Source organism: Natronosporangium hydrolyticum (assembly GCF_016925615.1).
Taxonomy (GTDB): Bacteria; Actinomycetota; Actinomycetes; order Mycobacteriales; family Micromonosporaceae; genus Natronosporangium; species Natronosporangium hydrolyticum.
In genome coordinates this window covers 1,040,640-1,064,132 of sequence record NZ_CP070499.1, presented here as the reverse complement: position 1 = coordinate 1,064,132, position 23,493 = coordinate 1,040,640, and the positions used below count along the sequence as shown (strand labels likewise).

Sequence of the window (23,493 nt, the reverse complement as noted above, 5' to 3'; positions counted from 1 at the left end):
GACGACCACGGAGAGGACGCCGAGTGCACACCCTCGCACCGAGACCAGCTGCCACGGACGCACCCACGGTGCGCGTATCCTCGGCTGGTCGGCCCACCCGGCCGGCAGTACCGACCGTGCGTCGCAGCCGGCCCACCAGCCGGCCGGCGCCTTCGACACCGGCAGAGACGAGGGTGGGTGCGAGGGTGGCCTCCACCGAGACCGAGCAGCAGCGCCAGGCGCGCTTCGAGCGGGACGCGTTGCCGTTCCTGGACCAGCTCTACGCCGCTGGTCTCCGGATGACCCGCAATCCGGCCGACGCCGAGGATCTTGTCCAGGAGACCTTCATGAAGGCGTACGCCGCGTTCCACCAGTTCGAGGCGGGCACCAACCTGAAGGCGTGGCTCTACCGCATCCTCACCAACACCTACATCAACTCGTATCGGAAACGGCAACGGCAACCGATCCAGGCCCCCACCGAAGAGATCGCCGACTGGCAGCTCGCGGAGGCCGGCTCGCACAGCTCGACCGGGCTGAAGTCCGCCGAGACCGAGGCCCTGGAGCGGTTGCCGGACAGCCACATCAAGCGAGCGTTGCAGCAGCTGCCGGAGGAGTTCCGGCTGGCCGTCTACCTCGCCGACGTGGAAGGTTTCTCCTACAAAGAGATCGCCGAGATCATGGGCACGCCGATCGGGACGGTCATGTCCCGACTGCACCGAGGGCGGCGCAACCTGCGCCGCATGCTCGAGGGCTACGCGGCGGGTCGAGGTCTGGCGAACGCCCCAAGCAGCGGCCCGAACCCCGGTAACGGGTCGGCCGCCCCGGGAGAGGAGGTGTGACCAGGTGGGCCGCGAGCAATCCGAGACCGACTGTCGCGAGGTGCTGGAAGAGGTCTATCTCTACCTCGACTACGAGTGCACCAACGATCGCCGGGCGCTCATCCACCATCACCTCGACGAGTGCTCACCCTGCCTGCGCGAGTACGACATCGAGCAGGAAGTGAAGGCGCTGGTGGGCAGGTGCTGCGGCGACGAGACCGCGCCCGATGAGCTCAAAGAGCGGTTGCGCCGCAAGCTGGCCGGGCTGGTCCCGGAACGGGAGCGCGACCGCTGACCAACCCGGGTCAGGACAGGTCCCGCACCGCGTCCAGCACCCCCCGGTGGAAGGTCGGATAGGCGTAGATCATGTGCCGCAGGGTGTCGATCGGCACCCGGCCGGCGACCGCTACCGCGAGCCCGCTGAGCACCTCGCCGCCCACCGGGCCGGCGGCGGTCGCCCCGACCAGCACCTCCTCGTCGGCGTCCGCGATCAGCTTCACGAAGCCACGATTACCCGGGCCGTGGATCCAGCCGCGCGCCGTCTGGGACACCTGGGAGACTCCGGTCAGCACCCGCAGGCCGGCTGCCCGGGCCTGCGCCTCGGTCATGCCCACCGCCCCCACCTCCGGATCGGTGAAGGTCACCCGGGGCACCGCCCGGTAGTCCGCCGCCGGCCCCGGCTCGCCGAGGATGTCGCGCACGGCGATCTCCGCCTGATACACGGCGACATGCGTGAACATCCCCACGCCGGTGATGTCACCCACCGCCCAGAGCCGGTCGCCGGCCCGCATCCGGCGATCCACCGCCACCGCTTTGGCCTCCGGATCGAGGCCGACCCGCGCCAACTGCAGCCCTGCCAGGTCGGGACGACGGCCGGTGGCCACCAGCAGCCGCTGCCCGGTGACCCCCAGATCATCGCCGCACTCCAGCCGGAAGTGCGCGCCGTCATAGCTGATCCGCGAGACCTTCGCGGCGGTGTGCACGGTGATCCCCTCCTCGGCGAGCGCCTCCTGCAGCAGCGCCGAGGCCTCCGGCTCCTCCGCCGACGCCAGCCGGTCGTGCGCCTCCACCACCGTCACCGCCGCCCCGAACCGGGCGTACACCTGGGCCAGCTCTAGCCCGACCGCGCCCCCGCCGAGGACCACCAGCGACTCCGGCACCTCCCGGGCCTCGATCGCCTCCCGATTGGTCCAGTACGGGGTCTCCGCCAGCCCGTCGACCGGTGGGATCGCCGGCCGGGTGCCGGCGGCCAGCACCACCGCCCGGGTCGCGGCATATTCGACCCCCGCTACCGAGACCCGGCCCGGGCCGGTCAGCTCGGCCCGCCCCCGCAGAAACGCGCCGCCGGCCTCCTCGAACCGGTTCCGCGCCGCGGTGTCGTCCCAGTCGGCGGTGGCCTCCTCCCGGACCCGGGCGGCGACCGGTCGCCAGGAGGGTGCGACCGTGGCGGTACCCGCGAGCTGATCGACCCGCCCGGCCTCGGTCAGCACGTGACCCGCCCGAATCATCATCTTGCTCGGGTTGCACCCCCAGTAGGGGCACTCGCCGCCCACCAGGTTCGCCTCAATGCCCAGCACGGACAACCCTGCCTGGGCGAGCTTGCCCCCCACCATCTCGCCCGCTGGACCGAGCCCGACCACGATCACGTCGACCTGGTCTGTCACACCCGTCTGGTCGGCCATCTGTTCCTCCTCGCCCGCGGCGGCTACCGAAACGGAAGCAACGGCGGAGCTGGACGTCGATGACTCTTAGGATCCCATTGGCGACGAACCCCGTGGGGCCGATCGGCCAGCCGATGAGGCGGCGACTGGCCGCACGGCAGCGGGAAGTTGTTAGTGCCGGGTCAGCCGGGTCAGTCGGTGGCGAGGTCACCGTCGGCGGAGAAGACCAGCCCCAGGCTGATCTCACCGGTGCGCAGCGCCTCCTTGGTGAGCGGCCCACCCGCATCGAGCGAGAAGAACTGACCGAAGCTCAGCCCGTAGGTCTCCTCGAGCCCAGGCTGGCAGAACGGCCGCTGGGGGCACTCCGGCGGGCCGCCGAGCAGGGTCTCGGCGCCGGCGCACTCGTCGGCGAGCTCGCTCAGGGTGGTGACGCCGTACTCGTCGGCGAACTCCTGGGTCACCGCGAAGGCGTTCTGGTTGGCGGCCTCGGAGGGCTCACCGAAGACCAGCCCGACCTCCTCGCCGAGGCCACGCAGGGCGGTCACGGTCTCGGCGACGTCGCTGCTGGCGAGCGGCTCCGGGTCGGCGCCGTTGACCTCGGCGTTGAGGAACTCGGTGAGCGTGCCCACGTACTCCGGCACGATGTCGAGCTCACCCCGCTGCAACGCGGCGGCGTAGAGTTCGCGGTTGCCGACGGTGCGCACCTCCACGCTGTAGCCCGCGGCCTCCAGTGCGATCCGGTACAGCTCGCCGATGGTCTGGCTCTCGCTGAAGTCGGCGGTGCCGATCACCACCTCGCCGGTCGCGCCGGCGTCGAGGTCGCCGGTCAGCCCCACCGTGTCGGCGAACTCCTCCGCGGCCTGCTGGGAGCTCTGCCGCTCCAGGTCGACCGCCCGGTTCAGCTCGATCAGCTGCTCGGTATCGAGCGCCGCCGAGACCGCGTCCAGGGCCGCGATCAGGTCCTCCTCGGCGGTGTCGGCGTTGACCGCCGGCACCAGGTTGTCGGCGGTCTGCAACCCCTGGTCGTCCGCCAGGACCACCAGCTGCTCGCCCGCGACCGGTGCGCAGCCTTCCCCGGCAGCCGCTGGGTCGGGGGCATCCGTGCCCGACTGACCTGGCTCACCACAGGCCGCAGCGATCAGGGCCAGGGCCGCCAGCCCCGACACGGTCGACGCGCCGCGCGCAAGGTTCCATCGCATGTGATCCGCCCGCCTTCTGTGTCCCGGCGCGACGGATCGAGCGGCAAAAACCGCCACAACCCGCCGGCCGCGTGTCCCGACGGACGGTCCGAGATGCCGTCCGCGCCAGCCCAGGAAACCTCGCGGCTCAAGCACTGACAACCGGCCTGCACTAAATGTCCGGCATCGTGACGTGATTGTGACCCGGCGGCGAGCCGGTCACGTCGCCGGCTGCGCACCGGTCCGAACCCGCAGCCGACGACGCATCGGCCGGGGCGTGACCAGCCGCTGAGCCCCCGCCAGCACCCCCTCCACCGTCAACGCGAGCAGCGCTACCAGCAGGCCGCCGGCCAAAATCTGGCCGCCCCCGGTCACCATCCCGAGCCCGAAGCCGGCGCCGATGATCTGCCCCAACCCGCCGCCGTTGACGAAGACCGCCAGCGTGGCGGTCGCCACCACCTGGACCGAGGCGGTCCGGAACCCGGCCGCGAGGTAGGGCACTGCCAGCGGCAGCTCGACCCGCCCGATCACCTGATGCGGCGCCAGCCCCATCCCGATCGCGGCCTCCCGCGCCTGCGGGTCGACCTCGGTCATTCCGGTGTACGCGGTGGCGAGCAACGGCGGGACCGCGAAGATGGCGAGCGCCACGATCACCGCCGGCCGGCCGAACCCGAGGAAGGTCAACGGCAGGATGGTCAACGTCGCCAGCACCGGGATCGCGAGCGTGATGTTGGCCAGGACCACGATCGCGGTGCCGCCCCGGCGCCGGTGCCCCAGCCAGAGCCCCAGCGGCCAGGCGATCAGGCAGGCGAGGCCGACCGCGCCAGCAGAGATCACCAGGTGCTCACCCAGCCGGTCCAGGACGCCACCCGGGTTGGTCCAGTTCAATGGGTCGTTGAGCCAGGTGATCGCCTGCGAGACCGGGTTGCTCATGCCGCCGCCCGCCGGCGCGCCCACGGCGTCGCGGCCCGCCCGACCGCGAGCAGCACCAGGTCCAGCACCAGCGCTAACGCCACACAGAGCACCGCGCCGGTCAGGATCTCGGCCTTGAAGAAGTTGTTGCGGAAGCCGCCGAGGATCAGCTGGCCCAGCCCGCCGTGGCCAACCACCACGCCGATGGTGGTCATCGCCACGGTCGCGACCGTGGCGAGTCGTAGCCCGGTGAGGATGCCGGGCAGGGCCAGCGGCAGCTCGATCCGGACCAGTTGCGCCCAGCGCCCGTAGCCCATGCCGCGGGCCGCGTCGCGGACCTCGACCGGCACCTGCAACAGACCGGTCAGCGTGTTGCGGATGATCACCAATAGGGCGTAGAGCACCAGCGGCACGATCACGGTACGCGGGCCGATCCCTAGGTACGGCGCGATGAAGGCGAAGACCGCCAGCGCGGGAATGGTGTAGAGCACGCCGGCGCTGGCCAAAATCGGCCCGGTCAACGGCCGGACCCGGTAAGCGAGCACAGCCAGCGGGATCCCCAACGCGGCGGCGAACAGTATCGCCTGCCCGGTGAGCGCCACGTGCTCGGTGAGGGCGTCGAGGATCCGGTCACCGTTGGCCTGCAGGTAGCCCCACGAGAACCAGGGGTTACTGACCGGAGCGGGCTGGGCGCCAGCCGCCGCCACCACCTGCTCCGCAGCTACCATGAGCGGAGTCGTCACCTGCGCTCCACCCGCCGGCTCCGCACTCGCCCGCTCGACAGCCGGCCACCCCGCGGAAGGAACATGCGTGGACGTTACCCCGCCGCCCCAGGCCGCGCCGAGCGCGGCGGCCGCGATCACGCTGGAGTCGATCCGCAAGCAGTATCCGGACGGCACGGTCGCGGTCGACTCGCTCGACCTGCACATCGCCCCCGGCGAGCTGGTGGTGTTGATCGGCCCCTCGGGCTGTGGCAAGTCCACCGTGCTGCGGATGGTGAACCGGCTCATCGAACCCTCCGCGGGGCGGATCCTGCTCGACGGTACGGACATCACCAGCGGCGACCCGGTGACGCTTCGGCGACGGATCGGCTACGTCATCCAGCACGTCGGGCTCTTCCCGCACCAGAGCGTTCGGGCCAACGTCGGCACCGTGCCACGGTTGTTGGGCTGGTCGCGGCGGGCCGCTCGGGCTCGGGTCGACGAGTTGCTGGAGCTGGTCGGGTTGCCGCCGGGCCAGTACGGCGACCGTTACCCGGGGGAGCTCTCCGGCGGTCAACGGCAGCGGGTGGGCGTGGCCCGAGCCCTGGCAGCGGATCCGCTGGTGCTGCTGATGGACGAGCCGTTCTCAGCGGTGGACCCGATCGTACGGGGCCGGCTGCAGGACGAGTTCCGTCGGCTACAGGCCGAGGTACGAAAAACCATCGTGCTGGTCACCCACGACCTGGACGAGGCGGTCCGGCTCGGCGACCGGATCGCGGTGCTCTCCGAAGGCGGCCGCCTGGAGCAGTACGCCACGCCGGATGAGCTGCTCCGCGCCCCCGCGACCGAATTCGTCCGCGAGTTCGTCGGGGCGGACCGGGGGGTCCGCCGGCTGGCGGTCGCCCCAATCACGGCGGAGCTACTCGCCCCCCGCCGCCCCGAGGACAGCTCCGAACTGCCAGAGGTCCCGATCGGCGCGTCTCGCTACGACGCGCTGGCGGCGATGCTCACCGCCGGGGTAGACGCGGTGGTGGTGACCGGCGACGCGGACAAGCCGCTCGGCCGGCTCACCCGGGACACGCTCTTCGCGTGACCGGCTTCACATGACGCGATTCAGGTGACGCGCTCGCCGTGACCTGGTGGTCAGCCCCCGAGTTGCTAGAATCAACAACATATAGCAACTATTGCATAGTTTAGGGAGGCTACCCGCGATGGCGGTTACTCACCAGGAGCACCAGACCCATCCCCACGAGCACGCCGCCGGCTGCGGCCACGTCGCCGTGACCCACGACGACCACGTGGACTACCTGCACGACGGCCATGCGCATCACGCCCACGACGGCCACTGGGACGAGTGCCGGCCCGAGGCGCACGTCGCCGCGGAGGAGCACGCCGACCACAGCCACGGTGAGGGCTGCGGGCACGAGCCGGTCCCGCACGGCGACCACGTGGACTACCTCCACGGGGAGCACCGCCACGCCGCCCACGGCGACCACTGGGACGAGCACTGACCGCAGCCGGTCGACGGGCAGCTCAGCGGTAGGCCGGCTACCCGGTTTCGGCCAGCGACAGACTGAACCGGCCGGCCGGATCGGTCCACCAGTGCCGGAGGTTGAAGCCGGCAGCGGCGAGTTCCTCCGCCAGCAAGTCTCGCCGGAACTTCGCCGAGATCTCGGTCCGTAGCTCCTCACCGGTGGCGAACTCGATCGTCACGCCTATGGCCGGCAGGGTCACCGACATCGCCCGAGCGGCGCGCAACCGCATCTCGATCCATTCCCGCTCGGGGTCCCACACCGCGACATGCTCGAACGCCTCGACATCGAAGTCGGCGTCGAGCTCCCGGTTCAGCACCCGCAGGACATTACGGTTGAACTCGGCGGTCACTCCGGCGGCGTCATCGTAGGCGGGGACCATCACCTGCGGGTCGGTGACCAGACCGGCGCCGAGCAGGAGCCACTCACCCGGCTCCAGGGTCGCCCGAAGCTCGGCGAGGAAGCGGGCCCGCTCAGCCGGCGCCAAGTTGCCGATCGTCCCCCCGAGGAACGCGACCAGCCGGTCCCCGCTGCCCGGCAGCAGCTTCAGATGCTGGTGAAAATCTGCCACGACCCCCTCGATCCGCAGCTGCGGATAATCCGCCGAGAGCAGCGCCACGGCATCGGCCAACGCCGCGGCCGAGACGTCCAGCGGGACGAAGGTCGCCAGGTCGCCCCGCCGGTGCAGGGCGTCGAGCAACAGCCGGGTCTTCTCCGAGGAGCCCGACCCCAACTCGACGAGGGTACGGGCCCCGGTGATGGCGGCGATCCGATCCGCCTGGGCGGCGAGCAGGTCGCGCTCCAGCTTGGTCGGGTAATACTCCGGCAGCCTCGTGATCTCCTCGAAGAGGTCGCTGCCGCGGGCGTCATAGAACCACTTCGGCGGCAGCCACTTCGGCGCCGCCAACAATCCGGCGTACGCGTCGGCGCGCAGCTGCGCGGACCGGTCGGTCTCGTCCAGGTGGATGTCTAGTTCGGGCATTATCATCTCCGTCCGACGGAAAGTACGAATCGGCTAGCCGGGGACCTGGGCGGCCTCGATGTCGGTGATCTCGACCCGGTCCGGGGTCGCGGTCACCAACGCACCAGCTGGCACCGGGCGCCACTGTGGGCCTTCATCGAGCGGCTCGGAGCAGACCACTACCCCACCGTCGAGCCGGCGCACCCACAGCGAGTGGGTCACCGTCGTGGCGACGATGGTCTCGCCGTCATTTAGCAGGAGGTTGAGCCGCGACCCGGGGGCCGCGTCGAGAACCTCGGACACGATGGTCGCGACCGCCGCCGCTGGCGCCGACCCGGCGGCCAACCGCGCCCGCAGCAACGCCCACAGCAACGCCGAATCGGTCGGTGCCGGCATCGTCATCACCTGCGTGACCGGCAGCTCCGCCGCGAGCGTGGCGAGCGACTCGGGCCAGCCGACGACACGTCCATTATGGCTGAACAGCCAGCCGTCGCCGGCGAATGGTGCGCAGGCGGCCTCGGTCACCGGCATGCCGACAGTGGCCGAGCGGACCGCGGCGACCACCGCCCGGGCGGTGGTCGCGGCGGCCAGCCCGGGAAGGTCCACATCGCTCCACAACGGCTTGTCGCGGCGGTAACGGACCGGCTCCTTGCCCGGGGCCACGAACCATCCGACGCCGAAACCGTCGGCGTTGATGGTGCCGCCGCCGCGCATCTCCCGCGGCGCGGCGGCCTGGTGCACCAGGGCGTGCGGCGCGTCGTAGAGCCAGCTGGCGAGCGTGGCCGCTGGGCCGAGGTAGGCCAGGTGTCGACACATCAGCCCAGCGCCGCCCGCTCCGCCGGATCCAGGGTCCGGGCACATCGGAAACCGGAGAAGACCTGCCGGCGGATCGGGTAGTCCCAGTTCCGGAAGGTCCCCCGGCAGGCCGCCGGGTCGGTGCCGAACGAACCGCCGCGCAGCACCTTGTAGTCGGAGCCGAAGAAGACCTCTGAATACTCCCGGTACGGAAAAGGCGAGAACCCGGGGTAGCCGGTGAAGTCGGTGTCCACCCACTCCCAGACGTCACCGATCAGCTGATGCACGCCGAGCGGCGAGGCGCCGGCCGGATAGGCGCCCACCGGCGCTGGACGCAGATGCCGCTGCCCCAAGTTCGCGTGCGCCGGGGTCGGATCGACGTCGCCCCAGGGGTACCGCCGGGAACGGCCGGTCGCCGGATCGAACCGGGCGGCCTTCTCCCACTCCGCCTCGGTCGGCAGCCGTCTGCCTGCCCACCGCGCGTACGCCTGCGCCTCATGGAAGCAGACGTGCACCACCGGCTCATCCGGCGCGACGGGAGAGGTCACCCCGAACCGGGTGTAGGCCCACCCGTCGCCGTCCGGGACCCAGTGCATCGGCGCGACCAGGCCGGCCCGCTGCCGGTGTGCCCACCCCGACTCGCTCCACCACCGCGGATCGTCGTAGCCGCCGTCGGCGATGAACTGGGCGTACTGGCCGTTACTCACCGGCGCGGCGTCGATCGCGAACGGCGCGAGCTCCACCTGGTGTGCCGGCCGTTCGTTGTCCAGCGCCCACGGCTCGGTAGAGGTCCCCATGGTGAACCGGCCCCCCGGCACCACCACCTCGCCGGCGACCTCGACCGCGGCGGGCGGCGGCGGTGGCGCGGTGAGCACCGGTTCGCCGACCCGGAGCTGGTGGGTAGCGAGCATGGTCTCATCGTGCTGCTGTTCGTGCTGCACGATCATGCCGAAGGCGAAGCCCTCGTCGACCAGCCGCCGCCCCGCCAACGGCACCCGCTCCAGCAGGTCGAGCACCTTCTCCCGGACCGTCCGCAGGTAGCCGCGGGCCTCGGTCGGGTTCAGCAGCGGCAGCTGGGGCCGTTCGTGCCGGGGATTCTGGAACGCGTCGTAAAGCTCGTCGATGTCACGGCGGACCGGCTCCCGCCCGCCCACGTCGCGGACCAGCCAAAGCTCCTCCTGGTTGCCGACGTGGGCGAAGTCCCAGACCAACGGCGACATGATCGGCGAGTGTTGCTTCACCAGGTCAGCTTCGTCGACTGCCTCGGCCAGGGCGGTGGTCCGCGACCGGGCTCGGAGCAGCTCGTCGGCGATCCGCTCGCGCAGGGTGGTAGTCATCGCGTCGCTCCCTTCCCGCCGGCCAGCCGGCGGCCGACCGTCACCGTCACCTGTTCCCTGACCGGCGCGGTCAGCTCCAGCCGGTCCAGCGCGGCCATCGCCAGCTCCGCGACGGCCGCCGCAGCCGCCCGGATGCCCGGGTGCGCCAACCCGAACCGGGCCGCCTCCTGCCATGCGCTGGCCACCGGCGCCGCCCGCTCGGCAGCGGCCGCGCCCCGATCCGGATCGGCCAGTAGCGCCGCCACCACCGCCACCGGCACGAACCACTCGCCGGGCGGCTGTGCGTCGAGAAATCGCAGCTCCAGATAGCCCCGGGGGCGTACCGGGGGGAACAGCGTGCCGAGGTGGTACTCCAGGTCCTCGACCGTGGGCGCCGGCGCGAGCGCGCCGGCGAGCCAGTCGGCGAAGGTGACCCCGGCCGGGGCGGACCAACCGCCCCCCGGCCGGCGCAGGCACAACAGCGGCGCCGCCACTGCGTACCGCCCCCAGGCGGTGGCCGGATCGGGCCCCACCGGCACCGGCGCGGTGCGGGTCGGGTCGGTCGCCAGCCAGGTCCGCATCCGGGCCGATGCCCAACCGGTATCCCGGCCGGCGTGTCGAGCCGAGTTCGCGAATAGCGCGACCAGCACCGGACCGAGCTGGTGGACCGCGCGCCAGCGCTGGCTCACCTGACTCAGGGACTCCGAACCACCCCCCGAAGGGGTCGCGGCCGCCTCCCCCGCGTCCAGGCACACCTGGGTAGCGGCGGTGGCGCACATCATGGTGAGACCGGCGGAGCCGTGCAGCGCGAACGCGGCGGCCATCGCGTCGTAGCGGGGGGTGTGCAGCAACCGGCGGGGCGGGCGATGTGGGTCGATGCCAGTGTCGCCGAGGCCGAGGCCAGCGCGGTCGAGCAGGGAGGTGAGATAGGCGAGATCCGCCTCAGTGGTGCGGTGCAGTTCGGAGAGTGACACGGCCGGCGGGGTGGAGATCTCCAGTTGGCCGCCGGGTTCGAGGGTCACGGTGCCGCCGTGCGGCAATGGCTCGTGCGGGGAGTCCGGGTCGAGGGCCGGTGGGGCGTGTGGGCCGAGTGCGTGTCGTAGGCGGGTCAGGTCGAGTGGACTGGCGGGATCGTCGAGGCGGTGGAGCAGCCACTCCAGCTCCACCCCCACCCGCCGCGGAGGGCCGGTCTTGAAACAGATCGCATGCACATGCTCGAGCGCGTCCTCCATCGTCCGCAAGACCCGGGACTCGGTGGCGACGCGCGCATGGTCACTGAGGGTGGCCATGGCGACACTCCTCTCGTCAGAAGATGTCATCAACCATAACCACCGGGTCCGACAAGAGTGCGACAAGAACTCGACGGCGACGTGAACCACCCCCGGCTTGGCACCGACCCCAGCGCCACCTGCGGCGGGTGATCGGCCAGAGGGGGCCGACGGGCGATCCGTTACTTCCGGCGGACGGTCGCCACCGCGATCCCCATCAGGACGGCGGCGATCAGACCGACCATAGCGGCGTTACCGAAAGTGACCTCGCCGTCAGTCTGGGACAGCACCCAACCGGTCACGATGCTTGCGGTAGCGAGCGACATGATCGCCACCCAGGTCAGCCGTCGCTTGGACACCCCGGCCCTCCTTCAACGCTCCCGCCCCTGTATACGCCGGTGGGCCCGTTGCCAGGCAACGGGCCCACCGGGCCGCAGTCCACCCCTTCGGAGCTCGTAACACCGTCCTTGATGGATGCGAGAGTCGCGGTCAGCACGAGACGGGGCGGGATCACCGCACCTGGCCACACCTGACCGCGCCCACCATAGCCAGCGGCCGCCGCCGACCGGCGCTGGGTCACGCGACTGTTGATCAGCTCACGTCCCCACTCGAATGATCATGAGGAAAGGTACGCCGAATGGCGCCGATCATGGACCCTTAGTCCATGATCGGCGCCATTCGTTGATGGTTAGAGCTCGGCGCACTGGCCGAGCTTGCCGCCGGTAGCGGTGTTAGCCAGACCCAGATCCGTCGGCGCCGGGTCATTACCCAGACACGACAACGAACCAATGATCGTGTTACCAGCCACCACCGCAGCCGACGCCGTCGCACCGTTCACCACACTGACCGACCCGGTCACCTGGCTAGCGAACAACGACACCGACCCGGTCGCACCCGAAACCACCACCGGACCAGTTACCTGCGTAAACGACAGATCCACCACCGCGGCACCCACCGCGGACACCGGACCCTGCACCACCGCAGCCGTCGCCACCAGACCAGCACCCGCCGACACATTCACCTCACCGAGTACCTGAGCACCCGCCGCTAGACAGGTAACCCCCTCAGTGATGGTCAACGCACCAGCATGCACTCCAGTGATCGTCTCGTCGCACACCACCGGCTCACCCGGCGGATCATCGTCCTCGACCACCGACATGCTCACCGGCACCTCCACCACCGGCGAGGCCGGATCATTCGACGCCACACACAACAGCGCCTCATAATCACCCGGCTCAACCCCGGCAGCATCGAAACTCACCGCCACCGAACTCGACCCACCCGGCTCGGTGCTACCCGACGCCGGCGACACCGACAGCCACGGCACGTCGCCCGGAGCCGCGCAGCCCTGCAGCTGCACGTGAGTGATGAAGCGGGCGTTGGCGCCCTCGATCTTGGTCTCCACCAGGCTGCTGCCGCGGTCGATCTCGTGGACACCGCCGGCGTTGGTGGTGAGGATGTTGCCGTTCGGCAGCTCGTAGACGCCCCGGTTACCGGAGACACCGGTGTAGACATCGACCAGCTCACCGTCGGCGGTCAGCTCCCACACCCCAGGGGTCACGCCCCCCAGGGTGGTGAACTGGCCCACCAGCACATTGCCGTTCGGCAGCTCCTGCAGTTGCTGCGGGAACCCGAGACCATCGAAGAAGATCGGCTGGTCGTGCGGCGTCCCGTCCAGGTGGTAACGGTGGATGTCGCCGCTTCCGCTGGCCGAGACGAGCACGTCGTCCGCGCGGAAGAGCACGTCCCAGGGCCCGTCCAGGCCGCCCGCACCGTGGTCGATGAAGGTGCCGAGGAAGTTGCCCTCAGCGTCGAACTCGGCCACCGAGTGGGCGTTGCCGCCGGCCGCCACCGTCACCAGCAGCGTGCCCTCGGCCGACACCTCGATCCCTCGCATGTTCTGCAGGATCGACGTGTCCGCGCCACCGATCGGCGCGGCGACGCCCTGCCAGTCGCCGGCCAGGTCGTACGCGTTGACCACGTGACGAATCTGGTCGGAGAGCAGCAGACCATCGTTGGTCGGGTTCGGGATCATGTGGATCGGAGTCCCGAGATCCGCCGCGGCGTCCTCCGGGATGAAGTCGGCGTCGATCAGATCCCCGGTCTCCGGGTCGAAAGCCATCACCCGGTTGCCGCTCGAGTCGGGGACCAGCAGGACCCCCTCCTCAAGCAACGCCTGGCGGTTGCTGATCTCAGCCTGGCCGATCTCCCAGTCGAGGGTGGCGTCGCCGGTGTTACCCACCGACAACTCCTGCTCCACCACCCCGTCGACCGGCACCTCCGCCGACAACGAACCCGGCGACACCTCCACCACCGGAGCCGTCACCTCCTCGACCACCAACTCCACCGGAATCTCCACCACCGGCGACTCCGGATCATCAGAGGCCACACACAAGGTCCCGGCCACCACATCACCGTCGGCAAGCCCCGCCGAGTCGAAACTAACCTCGACCACCTGCGACCCACCCGGAGCCACCGCACCAGCCGCCGGCGACACCGACAACCAACCCGGCACCTCACACGACGGCTCCGACACGTCACCACCACCGGTAACCGACATCACCACATGCATACCCGGGAACCCGATCGCCGACGTATCCGTCGGCTCCGGCAACCCACACGACCCCGACGCCAAATACGACGGCGCAGTCTGACCATCCGAATTCGACCCGATGAACAACGCCCCCGACCCCGAAAGATCCGGAACATCAACCTCCACCACCAGAGTCGAACCCGCCGCCGCCGTACCCGACACCGGCACCGTCACAACCTCCAGCTCCATCGGCTCCAGCGTCTCCTCCGCCGAACCAATCAGCTCAAAGTTGCCATACTCGAACGACCCAGCCGGATCGACCATCTCATACAGATTCACCGACACCGTCGGAGAAACCCCACGCACCACCTCGACACCGAACGACACCTCGGACACATCGAACTCGTCGGTGATCCCGAAGTCATCCAACACGAAGTGCCGCAGATACGAATTCTCCGTCGTCGACAGACCCTGATCCGGCGTACACCCGACCGAGTTCTCCGCCACAATCGACATCGACTCCGAATGCGACAACGTCACCGCATCCTGCACCACCGGCACCTCCGGCGTCGCCACCCGCGGGGACGAACCAAACACCCCACGCAACAACGACGGCGCCGTCGACAACGACGCCTCACCCGAGACCTCACCCGGCTCCACCGACGTCACCGACGTCGCACCAGGCGACCCGGCCGGCTCATCCAGAATCTCCCAGGACAGCTCCGCGTCACCCACGTTGCCGATGGTCAACTCCTGCGTCACCACCGTGTCCGGACCCTGCCCCGACGACAACTCCGACGGATCCACAGTGATCGAGGGCTGGAACGCATCCGGGTCCGCTTCGAGCGCGAAGTCCACGGTGCTGGTCTCATCCTCGACGACCACCACCTCGGTGACGGTCTCGGCGAAGTAGCCGCTCGCCGAGGCGGTCACCTCGTACTCGCCAGCCGGCAACGTGACCTGATAGCCGCCATCGGCGCCGCTGGTCACGGTCCGGGTGACCTCGCCCTCGGCGACCACCGTCGCGGCGAGCGGGTCACCGCTGTCGGCGTCGGTCACCGTGCCGTCGAGAGTTCCGGTCTCGCCCGGCACCGGCGAGGCCTCGACTGCCGCCAGGACGTCGAGCTGTCCCTGACCCCAGACGTTGTTGTTCTCCGGGGTGCCGCCACAGCTCAGGTCCTCGGTGTCGACCGCGCTGACGTCCAGCACCTCCCGGGTGGCGTCGATGTCGCCAGCGAGCTCCGGCGAGAACGACCAGAGCAGCGCCACGGCGCCGGCCACGTGCGGCGACGCCATGGAGGTGCCGCCGATCGTCTGGTAAGAGCCGTTGGCCCACGCCGAGCGCACCTGCACTCCGGGGGCGGCGATGTTCGGCTTGACCTCATCGCTGTCCCAGGCCGACGGACCCCGGTGCGAGAAGCCCGCGATGTTGCCGTTGATGTCGAACGCGCCCGCCGCGTAACTCTCCGGCAGGTTGCCCGGGTTCGACGACGACCCGCACGGTGCGGCGTTGAACGGATCGTTGCCGTTCGCGAACTGCGGGAAGATCCCCGCCGCCACCCACGACTCGACGATGCCCCGATACCACGGGTCGGTGTTGGCGCCCCCGCCCCACGAGTTGTTGACGATGTGCGGCCGCAGCTCCGGTCGCGGATTCTCGCCGTTCAGGTCGGTCGGCGCCAGCATGAACTCGCCGGAGGAGAGCAGCGCGCTATCGCTGCAGGTGTTGGACTCGCAGCCCATGGCGGCGATCCACTGCGCATCCGGGGCGACCCCGATCTGGTTGCTACCGCCGTCGTCGCCGACGATCGTGCCGGTCACGTGGGTGCCGTGACCATGGTGGTCACAGGGCACCAGCGACGGGTTAGCACACACATTGGACGGGTCATGCCAGCTGTAGGCGTGGTCGAACTCCCCGCCACCCAGGTTGCCCCGGTACTGCTCCACCAGCGCCGGGTGGTCATACAGGACACCGGTGTCGATCACACCGACCACGACCCCCTCGCCGCGTACGTCGTAGGATCCCCAGACGTCCGGTGCGTTGATCCGGTCGATGCCCCACTCGACGTTGTTGATCGACGGAGGCGCCTCGTCCGGGGTCGGCTCGGGCAGGTCGAACTCCTGCTCCGGCAGGACCTGATCCACCTCCGGCCGGGCCGCCAACTCCTCGGCGAGCGCCACATCGCCGGTGACCTGCAACGCGTTGACGATCCAGAAGGAACGGAAGTCGGCGCCGCGTTCGGTAAGCAGGGCCTGTAGGCTCGCCTGGCTCTGCTCGGCGGTGTTGGTCAGCTCGTCGTGGACCTGCTCGCCGAGGCTCGCCCACTCGTCTGCGCCGGCGGCGGCCGAAAGATCGGCCTGCTGTTCCAGCAGCACCATGAAGGTGGCCTCGTCGACCTCGTCGAAGACCGCTCGCAGCTCGGCATCGATCTCCGCCCCGGTCGGGGCGGCTTCGCTGGTGCCGGCGAACGCGGCACTGTGCCCCGGGCCGGTGAGGCCCGCGGTCACCATTAACACGGTCAGGGACGCGAGGGTGCCCGAACGCCACCACGGCGTTCGGCGCCGGGGCGCGCCGCTATGTATCCGGGGGTTGGGATGCTCCATCCAGACAGCCTCGGCCACACCGCCCAGACGTAGCTATAAGTGAAAGGGCTTAATTTATGACCGCACTCGCACCAAGGGTTTACCGAATCCAGCCCCGGGTATCACGCTCGGTATGACCTGGACCGATCTGCCGCCGGATCAACGCGCCAACCACCTGGCTGAACTGGGGCAACAGTTGCGCGTCGATGCCGTCCGTTGCGCCGCGGAGGCCGGCTCGGGACACCCGACCTCCGCGATGTCCGCCGCCGATCTGGTGGCGGTGCTGCTCGGTACCCAACTGCGTTACGCATTCGATCGGCCCGACGACCCGCACAACGACGAGTTCATCATCTCCAAGGGCCACGCCTCGCCACTGCTCTACGCCGCCCTCCGGGCCGCTGGCGCGATCACCGAGTCCGAACTCCTCACCTACCGGAAGTTGGGCAGCCGGCTGGAGGGCCACCCGACTCCCCGACTGCCGTGGGTGAAGGTCGCCACCGGTTCGCTGGGCCAGGGGCTTCCGGTCGGCGTCGGCGCAGCGCTGACCGCTGCCCGCCTGGATCGACTGCCGTACCGGGTGTGGGTGCTCTGCGGCGACAGCGAACTGGCTGAGGGCTCGATGTGGGAAGCGTTTGCGCACGCCGGCCACGAACGACTGGCCAACCTCACCGCGATCGTCGACGTGAACCGGCTCGGCCAACGCGGCCCCACCCGGCTGGAGTGGGACACCGCCGCGTACGCCCGGCGGATCAGCGCCTTCGGGTGGCACACGATCGAGATCGACGGGCACGACGTGGACCAGATCGACCGTGCCTACCAAGAAGCCACGGCAACCACCGACGCCCCCACCGCGATCCTCGCCCGCACCCGCAAGGGGAAGGGTGCGCCGCAGGTCGAGGACCAGAATGGCTACCACGGCAAACCACTGGCGGACGCGGCGACGGTGATCGCCGAACTCGGCGGTGCCCGGCAGGTCACGGTGCCGGTGGCCGGGCCAGTCGCCGAGGATCAGCAACCCCACACCTTCCCGGTCCGCGGCCAACTCTCACTGCCCGAGTACGAGGTGGGCGAGTCGGTACCCACCCGGGACGCGTTCGGGGCGGCGTTGGCCGCGCTCGGCGACGCGTACGGCGACGTGGTGGCGCTGGACGGTGAGGTCTCCGACTCCACCCGCAGCGGCGTCTTCGAAGCCTCGCACCCGGACCGGTTCTTCCAGTTCTACATCGCCGAACAGCAGTTGGTGGCGGCCGCCATCGCCATGCAGGCGCGGGGCTGGCGCCCTTACCTCGCCACCTTCGCCGCCTTCCTGACCCGCGCCTACGACTTCCTCCGGATGGCGGCGATCTCCCGAGCGAACCTTCGGGTAGTCGGCTCCCACGCTGGCGTGGCGATCGGCGAGGACGGCCCCTCCCAGATGGGGCTGGAAGATCTGGCCGCGTTCCGGGCAATCCACGGCAGCACCGTGCTGCACCCGTGCGACGCTAATCAGACCACCGCGCTGGTCCGTAGCATGGCCGACCGGGCCGGCATCTGCTACCTGCGCACCAGCCGCGGCGGTACGCCGGTGATCTACCAACCCGGCGAGCAGTTCCCGATCGGCGGCAGCCGGCTACTCCGCAGCTCCCCCGACGATCAGGTGACGATCGTCGGTACCGGAGTTACCGTCCACAGCGCCCTCGCCGCGGCCGACCAGCTCGCCGAACGAGGGGTGAACGCCCGGGTGATCGACGCGTACTCGGTGAAACCGATCGACGCCGACGCTTTGCGTACCGCCGCGCGCGAGACCGCCCGGTTGCTGACGGTCGAGGACCACTGGCCGGAGGGCGGGCTCGGCGACGCGGTGCTGGAGGTCTTCGCCGACGGCGGCGTCGACCTGCCCCGGATTCGCAAGCTGGCGGTCCGCACCATGCCCGGCTCCGCCCATCCCGAGCAACAGCTGCACGCCGCTGGGCTGGACGCCGATTCGATCACCCGAGCGGCGGCAGAGCTCACCTTGGAGTGAAGGCGCTGGTCACGGCCCATACTTGACAATCCTCGGTACGGTGAGGCGAACCGACCACCGACCCAGAGGTAACGCCGTGAGCCCGCCATACCTCCACACCGAATCCGAACCGGTCCACCAGGCCGGCCGAGACGTCGCCGCCACCGCCGGCAACTGGCAGTCCTGGGCGACGACCGCGTCGGTGGCGTTCACCGACGCCGCCGACGCTGCCCGGAACTTCGCGATCGGCTCGGCCTTCGGCGCCTACGGATCGACCTGGAACCCCACGATCGCCCGACTCGCCGGCGAGGTCGACGCGCTCGGCGGCAACGTCAGCACCGCCAGCACGGTGGTGGAGCAGGCCGACGACGACGGCGCCCACCTGCTCCACACCCAGCACCAGCATGGCGGGAATCTCGCCAGTTCCCTCCGCCGAGAGATCAACTTCGCCGTTTAAGGAGCTCCGCTCGTGGTCAGCCCGGACTTCTATCTCACCGATGGGGCTGGTGGCCCGCACAGCCCGGCCGGCCGGTCCACCGACGTCTCACTGGCACCGTTCGAGAAGCACCCCGCCGACCTCGGGGAGCTCGAAACCGTAGCCGACCGGCTCACCCGGCTCGCCGACCGCGGCATCGACCTGGAAGGGATGACCGACCGGCGGTTCCAACCAGCGGTAGACAGCTGGGACGGGCTCGCCTCGGCCGAGCTCCGCGCCGCGCCGCAGCCGGTCCGGCAACGCGCCGAACAGTCCATCGGCGCGCTGGCCTGGGCCGCGGCTCCGCTGCACTTCTGGCGCGAACAGGTCCGCCTCTTCAACTCCCGGGTCGACGGCATCGAAACCCTGCGCGCCGAGGCCCGCACCAACCGGTGGGGGGTGCCGGAGGGCGACGCCTTCGACCAGGAGCTGGTACTCGCCCGGGCCGAACACGAACGGCAGATGCGCGACCGTTGGCGCGAGGCACACCAGCAGTTCATCGACGAGGGAGCGCAGGCCGCCGCCGGGATGCTCCGGCAAGGGCCCACCGCCGACAACCTGGCCCTGCTCACCGCCGCCGGCGTCCTGCAGCGGCCGACCGGCGCGCTCGCGGTCTTCCTGCCCCAGTGGCACGACCAGGCCATGGCCGACCTGGCCGGCGAGGTCGGCGACCTGATCGACCGGATCAACGACCCGAACTACGTGCCCACTACCGAAGAGCTGGCGCAGCTCGAAGCGATCCTCGCCGAACACGCCGACGATGACGCCTTCGCCTACCACCTGATGATGGCGATCGGCCCCGACGGCCTGCTGAAGCTGACCGGCAACGTCGCCTTCGTGCAACCCGCCTACGAGGCCGACCCCGACCTGGCCCAGCTCGTCGGCTCGATCCAGAACAGCCTCGCGATCGCGCTCGCCACCGCCACCACCAAACGTGGCACCGAACCCCCCCACCCCGGTGCGCGGTACCAGCCCGGTGAGCACGAGCTGCCCAGCGAGTGGATGGTCGAGCTGCTGACGCTCGGCCGGCAGAAGATCGACGTCGGATACCCCTCGCACCCCAACTACGGTGGTCTGCACGACCAGATCTACGGCCACCAGCTCCTCGGGGTGCTGATGCAGTCGCCCGACGCCCACTTCGACAGCTCGTTCCTCACGCTGATCGGTGGGGACATGCTCGACTTCGAACGCAACGGTGGCTGGTCGGTGCAGGGCGACGGCATCCCGATCTGGATGGACACCGGGACGGTGGTGGGGCTCGGGCCGGTCCAGCTGAACTGGATCCCCGGCGGAGTCGGCAACGATGGCTACGACCCGGTCGTGGGCCTGATGAGCGCGCTGGAGCGCAACCCGGACGCGGCCCGCGACTTCTTCACCGGCCAGACGCTCTTCGACGGCACCCCCGGTGGCCGACTGCCCCGGGTCGACTACCTGCTCACCGACCGGTTCTGGTTCCCCGACTACGCCAACAACCCTGACCTCGACGGCCGCGGCACCACCCCGGGGCAGGCTCTGCTCGGCGACGTGCTGGTGCGGGCCACCACCGAGGACCCGGACGAACGCTCCCACCGGATCGTCGAATCCATCATCTACGAGATCGCGACCGACGAGACTGCCCGCGGCTTCCCGAACAACCCGATCGGCGGGGCCGAGGGCGAGCAGGCGGGACGGTTCCGGGACAGCGACATCCTCCCGGACGAACTGCGGGAGTCGATGGGCGAGATCGCCGCGTTCTACATCGACGACATGCACTGGAACATGATCGGTCGGGCTGCTCCCGACGGTGCGCCCGGCGATCACGTCGTCGACGCCGCAGAGCGCCACGCCCAGATCTTTCTCGCCGAGTTGGGCAAGAATCCCGACGCCCGGGAGCAGGTGCAGATGGCGTCGGCGATCTACTCCGGCATGGTCTACGACTACTACCTCGCCGACAGCGGCACGCCGGTCGAGGAGCGCATCGCCGAGGCGGAGCGGTTCGCCGGCCACGGCAGCGGTCTGGTCTACGGGGCGCTCGACTTCGGCCACAACAGCAATGCGGTCAGTGACCAGGAGTCGGCCGACAGCGCCTACAACGACGCGCTGCGCAACAAATACTTCTTGGCCGGGTTGGGGATGGACGCCGCCACCAGCAAACTCCCCGGCCCGGTCGGCTCGGTCATCAGCGAGATGATGAGTCGGGCGGAGGAGGCACAGCAGGCCGGCCGGATCGGCGACGCCAACTACGAGGTCGGTGACGTCCGGCAACAGGGCCGGGAGCTGACCCAGGGGATGGCCGACGCGGCCCTCTACCGCAACCTCACCCCGGAGCAGGTGGCCGCGCTCCCCGCTGACCTGCTCGAGGACGGTGAGCCGATTCCTTACCATGAGTGGAGCGACCGGCAGCAGCGGGCCTGGGACGGGTACATCAGCGAGCCAGGCTCCGGCCTGTCCGGGATCGACGACGTGGATGGCCGCTACGACGACGGTTACGACCGTGCCCAGGGCGACCTTGAGAGCTACTAGCCATACCTGTGCGAGGAGGTAACCGCATGCGGAGCCGGGTAACGTCAGGTCTCGCACCGCTACTCGGCGCCACATTGGCCTTGGCGGGATGCGGCAACGGAGCAGCCGGGCCGGACAGTACCCCGGGGCCGGAGAGCACCGAACCCGCGTCGCCGGCCGACCTCAGCGCCGATGAGGTCTACCGGCAGATCGATATCGACGGCGCCCGCGAGGACAGCCCGTTGCTCTGGCGGCTCGACGAACCCGCCGACCCGGCAGCAGCAGACGCGGTGCGAGTAGTACAACACCTGGAAGGGCTGGCGGAGGCGATCTTCGCAGAGCAGCAGCCGGTCGCCGAGACGCTGGCGCTACTGCCCTATCTGACCACCCCGCCAGAGACCGAACGGTTCGAAGGGTACGCGCGCGGCGCGTCGAACCCCGGCGGAATCGACCTCCACGGTCCCCGCTGGTACACACTGCTAAGTGCTGAGACCACCTCGGACGAAGCCCTGGTGCTGCTCTGCTACGACATCGGGTATTGGACCAGAGATGGCGCGGAGGGTGCACCGCGCGCCGACGGCCAGCGCTCCTCCGTCACCGCGTATCGCCTGCTCGCAGCCGACGACGACGCGGGCGGGCCACCGTGGCGCGTCGACGGCGTCGCCTACAACAACGTCGAGACGGCCGACGGTGCGCCCGCGCTCACCGAGGAACAGGTGGCCGAGAACGAGCAGCGCTGCGACGACTGGGCAACCCACACCCTCGACGACCGCTGACCGGGCAGCCGACCCGACCGGCCCGACAAGTTCAATCTCCGGCAACCGATGGTTGGGGCATCCGTCGATGGCGTGTCTGCCCGGCACGGTCCCATGGCGGCAGTGGTCCGCGACCCGCGCGGGCCAAGCCAACCGGGGAGGGACGGATGCGCCGATCGGAACGGTCGCGCTCACCGAGGACGCTGGCGGTCGCGCTGGCGGTCGGAGTGCTGGTAGCCGCCTGCGGCGGGGACAACGGCGACCTCGGAGACGGCGTCACCGAGGTAGACGTCTGGATCGGATTCACCGACTACCGGCTGGACTGGACCCAGGAACGAGCCGACGAGTTCAGCGCAGCGCACGCCGACTATCAGGTCAACGTGCAGGGGTACGACAGCTACGAGGCGCTCTTCCAAGCGACCACGCTCGCCGCCGGGCAGGGTGACCCGCCCGCCGTGGTGCAGTACTTCGAGGTCGCGACCCAGGAGGCGCGGGACGCGGTGGCGCCCAGCGGCGACCCGTTGTTCGCCTCGGTGGAGGGCGCCCTGGCCGGGCGAACCGAGGTGCTCGGCGAGCCGGTGGTGCTCGACGACGTGGTCGCCGCCGCCCGCGACTACTACACCACCGACGGCGAATTCAGCTCCATGCCGTGGAACACCTCCTCCACCCTGCTCTACGCCAACGGTGACCTGCTCGACGCGGCGGGCGTGGCCGAGGTGCCCGCAACCTGGGCGGAGATCGAGGCGGCGTGCGAATCGCTCGCCGACCTCGATGAGCCCCCCACGCACTGCATCACCTGGCCCAACCACGGCTGGTTCTTCGAACAGTCGATCGCCCAGCAGGGCGGCCTGCTCGCCGGCAACGACAACGGCCGGGCCGACCGGGCGGAGCAGGTGCAGCTGGACTCGCCGGAGATGCTCTCCTGGGTCGAGTGGTGGGCTGAGCTGGCCGAGAACGACCACTATGTCTACACCGGCACCCAGCGGGATTGGGACGGGACCAAGAATGCCTTCGCCGCCGAACAGGTCGCGTTCCTGCTCACCTCCTCAGGCGACGCCACCGCCGTGGTGCAGGACGGCACCGACGCCGGTTTCCCGGTGGAGGTGGCCCCGATGCCCTACAACCACGACGTCCCGTACGCCGGCAACCTGATCGGCGGGGCGACGCTGTGGCTGATAGCTGGCCTGGACGAGGTCACCGAAGACGGCGCGCTGGCGTTCCTCCAGTTCCTGAACAACCCCGAGAACGCCGCCGACTGGCACCGGACCACCGGCTACATCCCGATCACCGAATCGGCGGTAGCGCTGCTCGACGACGAGGGCTGGTTCGAGGAGAATCCGTACCACCGGGTGGCGAACGAACAACTGGCGGCGGCCGACGGCTCGCCCGCCGCACAGGGGGCGCTACTCGGAGCCTTCGTCGGCATCCGGGATGTGATGACCCTGGCCATGGAGGATGTGCTGGTCTCCGGCGCTGACCCGCGGTCCCGGTTCGCCGAGGCGACCGAGGAAGCGCAGGCGCTGCTCGACGAGTACAACTCCCTCTACGTCGGCTGACCTGCTCC

Annotated in this window: 19 protein-coding genes; 9 read left to right on the top strand and 10 right to left on the bottom strand. The window is 70.0% G+C overall.

The window, feature by feature from the left end; genetic code table 11:
- Positions 1 to 23: 23 nt before the first annotated feature.
- Both JQS43_RS04935 and rsrA read left to right on the top strand, forming a co-directional pair.
- On the top strand, positions 24 to 818 hold the full coding sequence (locus JQS43_RS04935) for a sigma-70 family RNA polymerase sigma factor (protein WP_420847651.1): 795 nt from the start codon (positions 24 to 26) through the stop codon (positions 816 to 818).
- A gap of 4 nt (positions 819 to 822) precedes the next feature.
- A complete protein-coding gene (gene rsrA, locus JQS43_RS04930) occupies positions 823 to 1,092 on the top strand; it encodes a mycothiol system anti-sigma-R factor (RefSeq protein ID WP_239677870.1) in 270 nt (89 codons plus the stop codon).
- 10 nt (positions 1,093 to 1,102) lie between these two features.
- Here rsrA and JQS43_RS04925 read toward each other — a convergent pair whose 3' ends face one another.
- From JQS43_RS04925 to JQS43_RS04910, 4 genes are all read right to left on the bottom strand, one after another.
- Positions 1,103 to 2,479 (bottom strand): dihydrolipoyl dehydrogenase family protein, encoded by a 1,377-nt coding sequence (locus JQS43_RS04925; RefSeq protein ID WP_239677869.1) that lies wholly within the window; start codon positions 2,477 to 2,479, stop codon positions 1,103 to 1,105.
- A 170-nt stretch (positions 2,480 to 2,649) separates the two neighbouring features.
- On the bottom strand, positions 2,650 to 3,657 hold the full coding sequence (locus JQS43_RS04920; protein ID WP_239677868.1) for a glycine betaine ABC transporter substrate-binding protein: 1,008 nt from the start codon (positions 3,655 to 3,657) through the stop codon (positions 2,650 to 2,652).
- A gap of 198 nt (positions 3,658 to 3,855) precedes the next feature.
- Entirely contained in the window at positions 3,856 to 4,569 is a 714-nt protein-coding gene (locus JQS43_RS04915) for an ABC transporter permease (protein WP_239677867.1), read from the bottom strand.
- Positions 4,566 to 5,276: an ABC transporter permease gene (locus tag JQS43_RS04910; protein ID WP_239679318.1), complete on the bottom strand. Its 711-nt coding sequence runs from the start codon at positions 5,274 to 5,276 to the stop codon at positions 4,566 to 4,568. The genes JQS43_RS04915 and JQS43_RS04910 overlap by 4 nt, the downstream gene beginning before the upstream one ends.
- A gap of 82 nt (positions 5,277 to 5,358) precedes the next feature.
- Here JQS43_RS04910 and JQS43_RS04905 point away from each other — a divergent pair, with 82 nt between their 5' ends.
- Together JQS43_RS04905 and JQS43_RS04900 are read left to right on the top strand one after the other, a co-directional pair.
- The gene (locus JQS43_RS04905; RefSeq protein WP_239677866.1) at positions 5,359 to 6,342 is read left to right on the top strand and encodes an ABC transporter ATP-binding protein; all 984 of its coding nucleotides are present in this window, start codon (positions 5,359 to 5,361) and stop codon (positions 6,340 to 6,342) included.
- Between the two features lie 118 nt (positions 6,343 to 6,460).
- Positions 6,461 to 6,760: a hypothetical protein gene (locus JQS43_RS04900; RefSeq protein WP_239677865.1), complete on the top strand. Its 300-nt coding sequence runs from the start codon at positions 6,461 to 6,463 to the stop codon at positions 6,758 to 6,760.
- A 37-nt stretch (positions 6,761 to 6,797) separates the two neighbouring features.
- Here JQS43_RS04900 and egtD read toward each other — a convergent pair whose 3' ends face one another.
- The 6 genes from egtD to JQS43_RS04870 form a co-directional block, all read right to left on the bottom strand.
- Positions 6,798 to 7,769 (bottom strand): L-histidine N(alpha)-methyltransferase, encoded by a 972-nt coding sequence (gene egtD, locus JQS43_RS04895; RefSeq protein WP_239677864.1) that lies wholly within the window; start codon positions 7,767 to 7,769, stop codon positions 6,798 to 6,800.
- A gap of 27 nt (positions 7,770 to 7,796) precedes the next feature.
- Positions 7,797 to 8,558 (bottom strand): ergothioneine biosynthesis protein EgtC, encoded by a 762-nt coding sequence (egtC, locus tag JQS43_RS04890; RefSeq protein ID WP_239677863.1) that lies wholly within the window; start codon positions 8,556 to 8,558, stop codon positions 7,797 to 7,799.
- Positions 8,558 to 9,874: an ergothioneine biosynthesis protein EgtB gene (gene egtB / locus JQS43_RS04885; RefSeq protein ID WP_239677862.1), complete on the bottom strand. Its 1,317-nt coding sequence runs from the start codon at positions 9,872 to 9,874 to the stop codon at positions 8,558 to 8,560. Before egtB ends, egtC begins: the two co-directional genes overlap by 1 nt.
- Positions 9,871 to 11,142 carry an ergothioneine biosynthesis glutamate--cysteine ligase EgtA gene (egtA, locus tag JQS43_RS04880; protein ID WP_239677861.1) on the bottom strand — a complete coding sequence of 424 codons (1,272 nt, stop codon included), beginning with the start codon at positions 11,140 to 11,142 and terminating at the stop codon, positions 9,871 to 9,873. The genes egtB and egtA overlap by 4 nt, the downstream gene beginning before the upstream one ends.
- 161 nt (positions 11,143 to 11,303) lie before the next feature.
- Complete coding sequence (locus JQS43_RS04875; RefSeq protein WP_239677860.1) at positions 11,304 to 11,480, bottom strand: hypothetical protein; 177 nt, start codon at positions 11,478 to 11,480, stop codon at positions 11,304 to 11,306.
- A 329-nt stretch (positions 11,481 to 11,809) separates the two neighbouring features.
- Positions 11,810 to 16,162, bottom strand: a complete 4,353-nt coding sequence (locus tag JQS43_RS04870; RefSeq protein WP_239677859.1) for a S8 family serine peptidase — start codon at positions 16,160 to 16,162, stop codon at positions 11,810 to 11,812.
- Positions 16,163 to 16,370: 208 nt separating this feature from the next.
- Between JQS43_RS04870 and JQS43_RS04865 the strand changes: the two genes are divergently transcribed.
- The 5 genes from JQS43_RS04865 (at position 16,371) to JQS43_RS04845 (ending at position 23,485) form a co-directional block, all read left to right on the top strand.
- Positions 16,371 to 18,239: a transketolase gene (locus JQS43_RS04865; RefSeq protein ID WP_239677858.1), complete on the top strand. Its 1,869-nt coding sequence runs from the start codon at positions 16,371 to 16,373 to the stop codon at positions 18,237 to 18,239.
- 76 nt (positions 18,240 to 18,315) lie between these two features.
- Positions 18,316 to 18,675, top strand: a complete 360-nt coding sequence (locus JQS43_RS04860) for a hypothetical protein (protein WP_239677857.1) — start codon at positions 18,316 to 18,318, stop codon at positions 18,673 to 18,675.
- Positions 18,676 to 18,687: 12 nt separating this feature from the next.
- Positions 18,688 to 21,195: a hypothetical protein gene (locus tag JQS43_RS04855; protein ID WP_239677856.1), complete on the top strand. Its 2,508-nt coding sequence runs from the start codon at positions 18,688 to 18,690 to the stop codon at positions 21,193 to 21,195.
- A 26-nt stretch (positions 21,196 to 21,221) separates the two neighbouring features.
- Entirely contained in the window at positions 21,222 to 21,950 is a 729-nt protein-coding gene (locus JQS43_RS04850) for a hypothetical protein (RefSeq protein WP_239677855.1), read from the top strand.
- A gap of 146 nt (positions 21,951 to 22,096) precedes the next feature.
- Positions 22,097 to 23,485 (top strand): extracellular solute-binding protein, encoded by a 1,389-nt coding sequence (locus JQS43_RS04845; protein WP_239677854.1) that lies wholly within the window; start codon positions 22,097 to 22,099, stop codon positions 23,483 to 23,485.
- Positions 23,486 to 23,493: the final 8 nt, after the last annotated feature.

Bases quoted from the DNA above. Each gene is read 5' to 3' on its own strand.
- JQS43_RS04925 (WP_239677869.1), bottom strand. From the start codon at position 2,479: ATGGCCGACCAGACGGGTGTGACAGACCAGGTCGACGTGATCGTGGTC.
- JQS43_RS04915 (WP_239677867.1), bottom strand. From the start codon at position 4,569: ATGAGCAACCCGGTCTCGCAGGCGATCACCTGGCTCAACGACCCATTG.
- JQS43_RS04850 (WP_239677855.1), top strand. From the start codon at position 21,222: ATGCGGAGCCGGGTAACGTCAGGTCTCGCACCGCTACTCGGCGCCACA.
- egtC (WP_239677863.1), bottom strand. From the start codon at position 8,558: ATGTGTCGACACCTGGCCTACCTCGGCCCAGCGGCCACGCTCGCCAGC.
- egtA (WP_239677861.1), bottom strand. From the start codon at position 11,142: ATGGCCACCCTCAGTGACCATGCGCGCGTCGCCACCGAGTCCCGGGTC.
- egtD (WP_239677864.1), bottom strand. From the start codon at position 7,769: ATGATAATGCCCGAACTAGACATCCACCTGGACGAGACCGACCGGTCC.
- JQS43_RS04865 (WP_239677858.1), top strand. From the start codon at position 16,371: ATGACCTGGACCGATCTGCCGCCGGATCAACGCGCCAACCACCTGGCT.
- JQS43_RS04910 (WP_239679318.1), bottom strand. From the start codon at position 5,276: ATGGTAGCTGCGGAGCAGGTGGTGGCGGCGGCTGGCGCCCAGCCCGCT.
- egtB (WP_239677862.1), bottom strand. From the start codon at position 9,874: ATGACTACCACCCTGCGCGAGCGGATCGCCGACGAGCTGCTCCGAGCC.
- JQS43_RS04920 (WP_239677868.1), bottom strand. From the start codon at position 3,657: ATGCGATGGAACCTTGCGCGCGGCGCGTCGACCGTGTCGGGGCTGGCG.
- JQS43_RS04900 (WP_239677865.1), top strand. From the start codon at position 6,461: ATGGCGGTTACTCACCAGGAGCACCAGACCCATCCCCACGAGCACGCC.
- JQS43_RS04845 (WP_239677854.1), top strand. From the start codon at position 22,097: ATGCGCCGATCGGAACGGTCGCGCTCACCGAGGACGCTGGCGGTCGCG.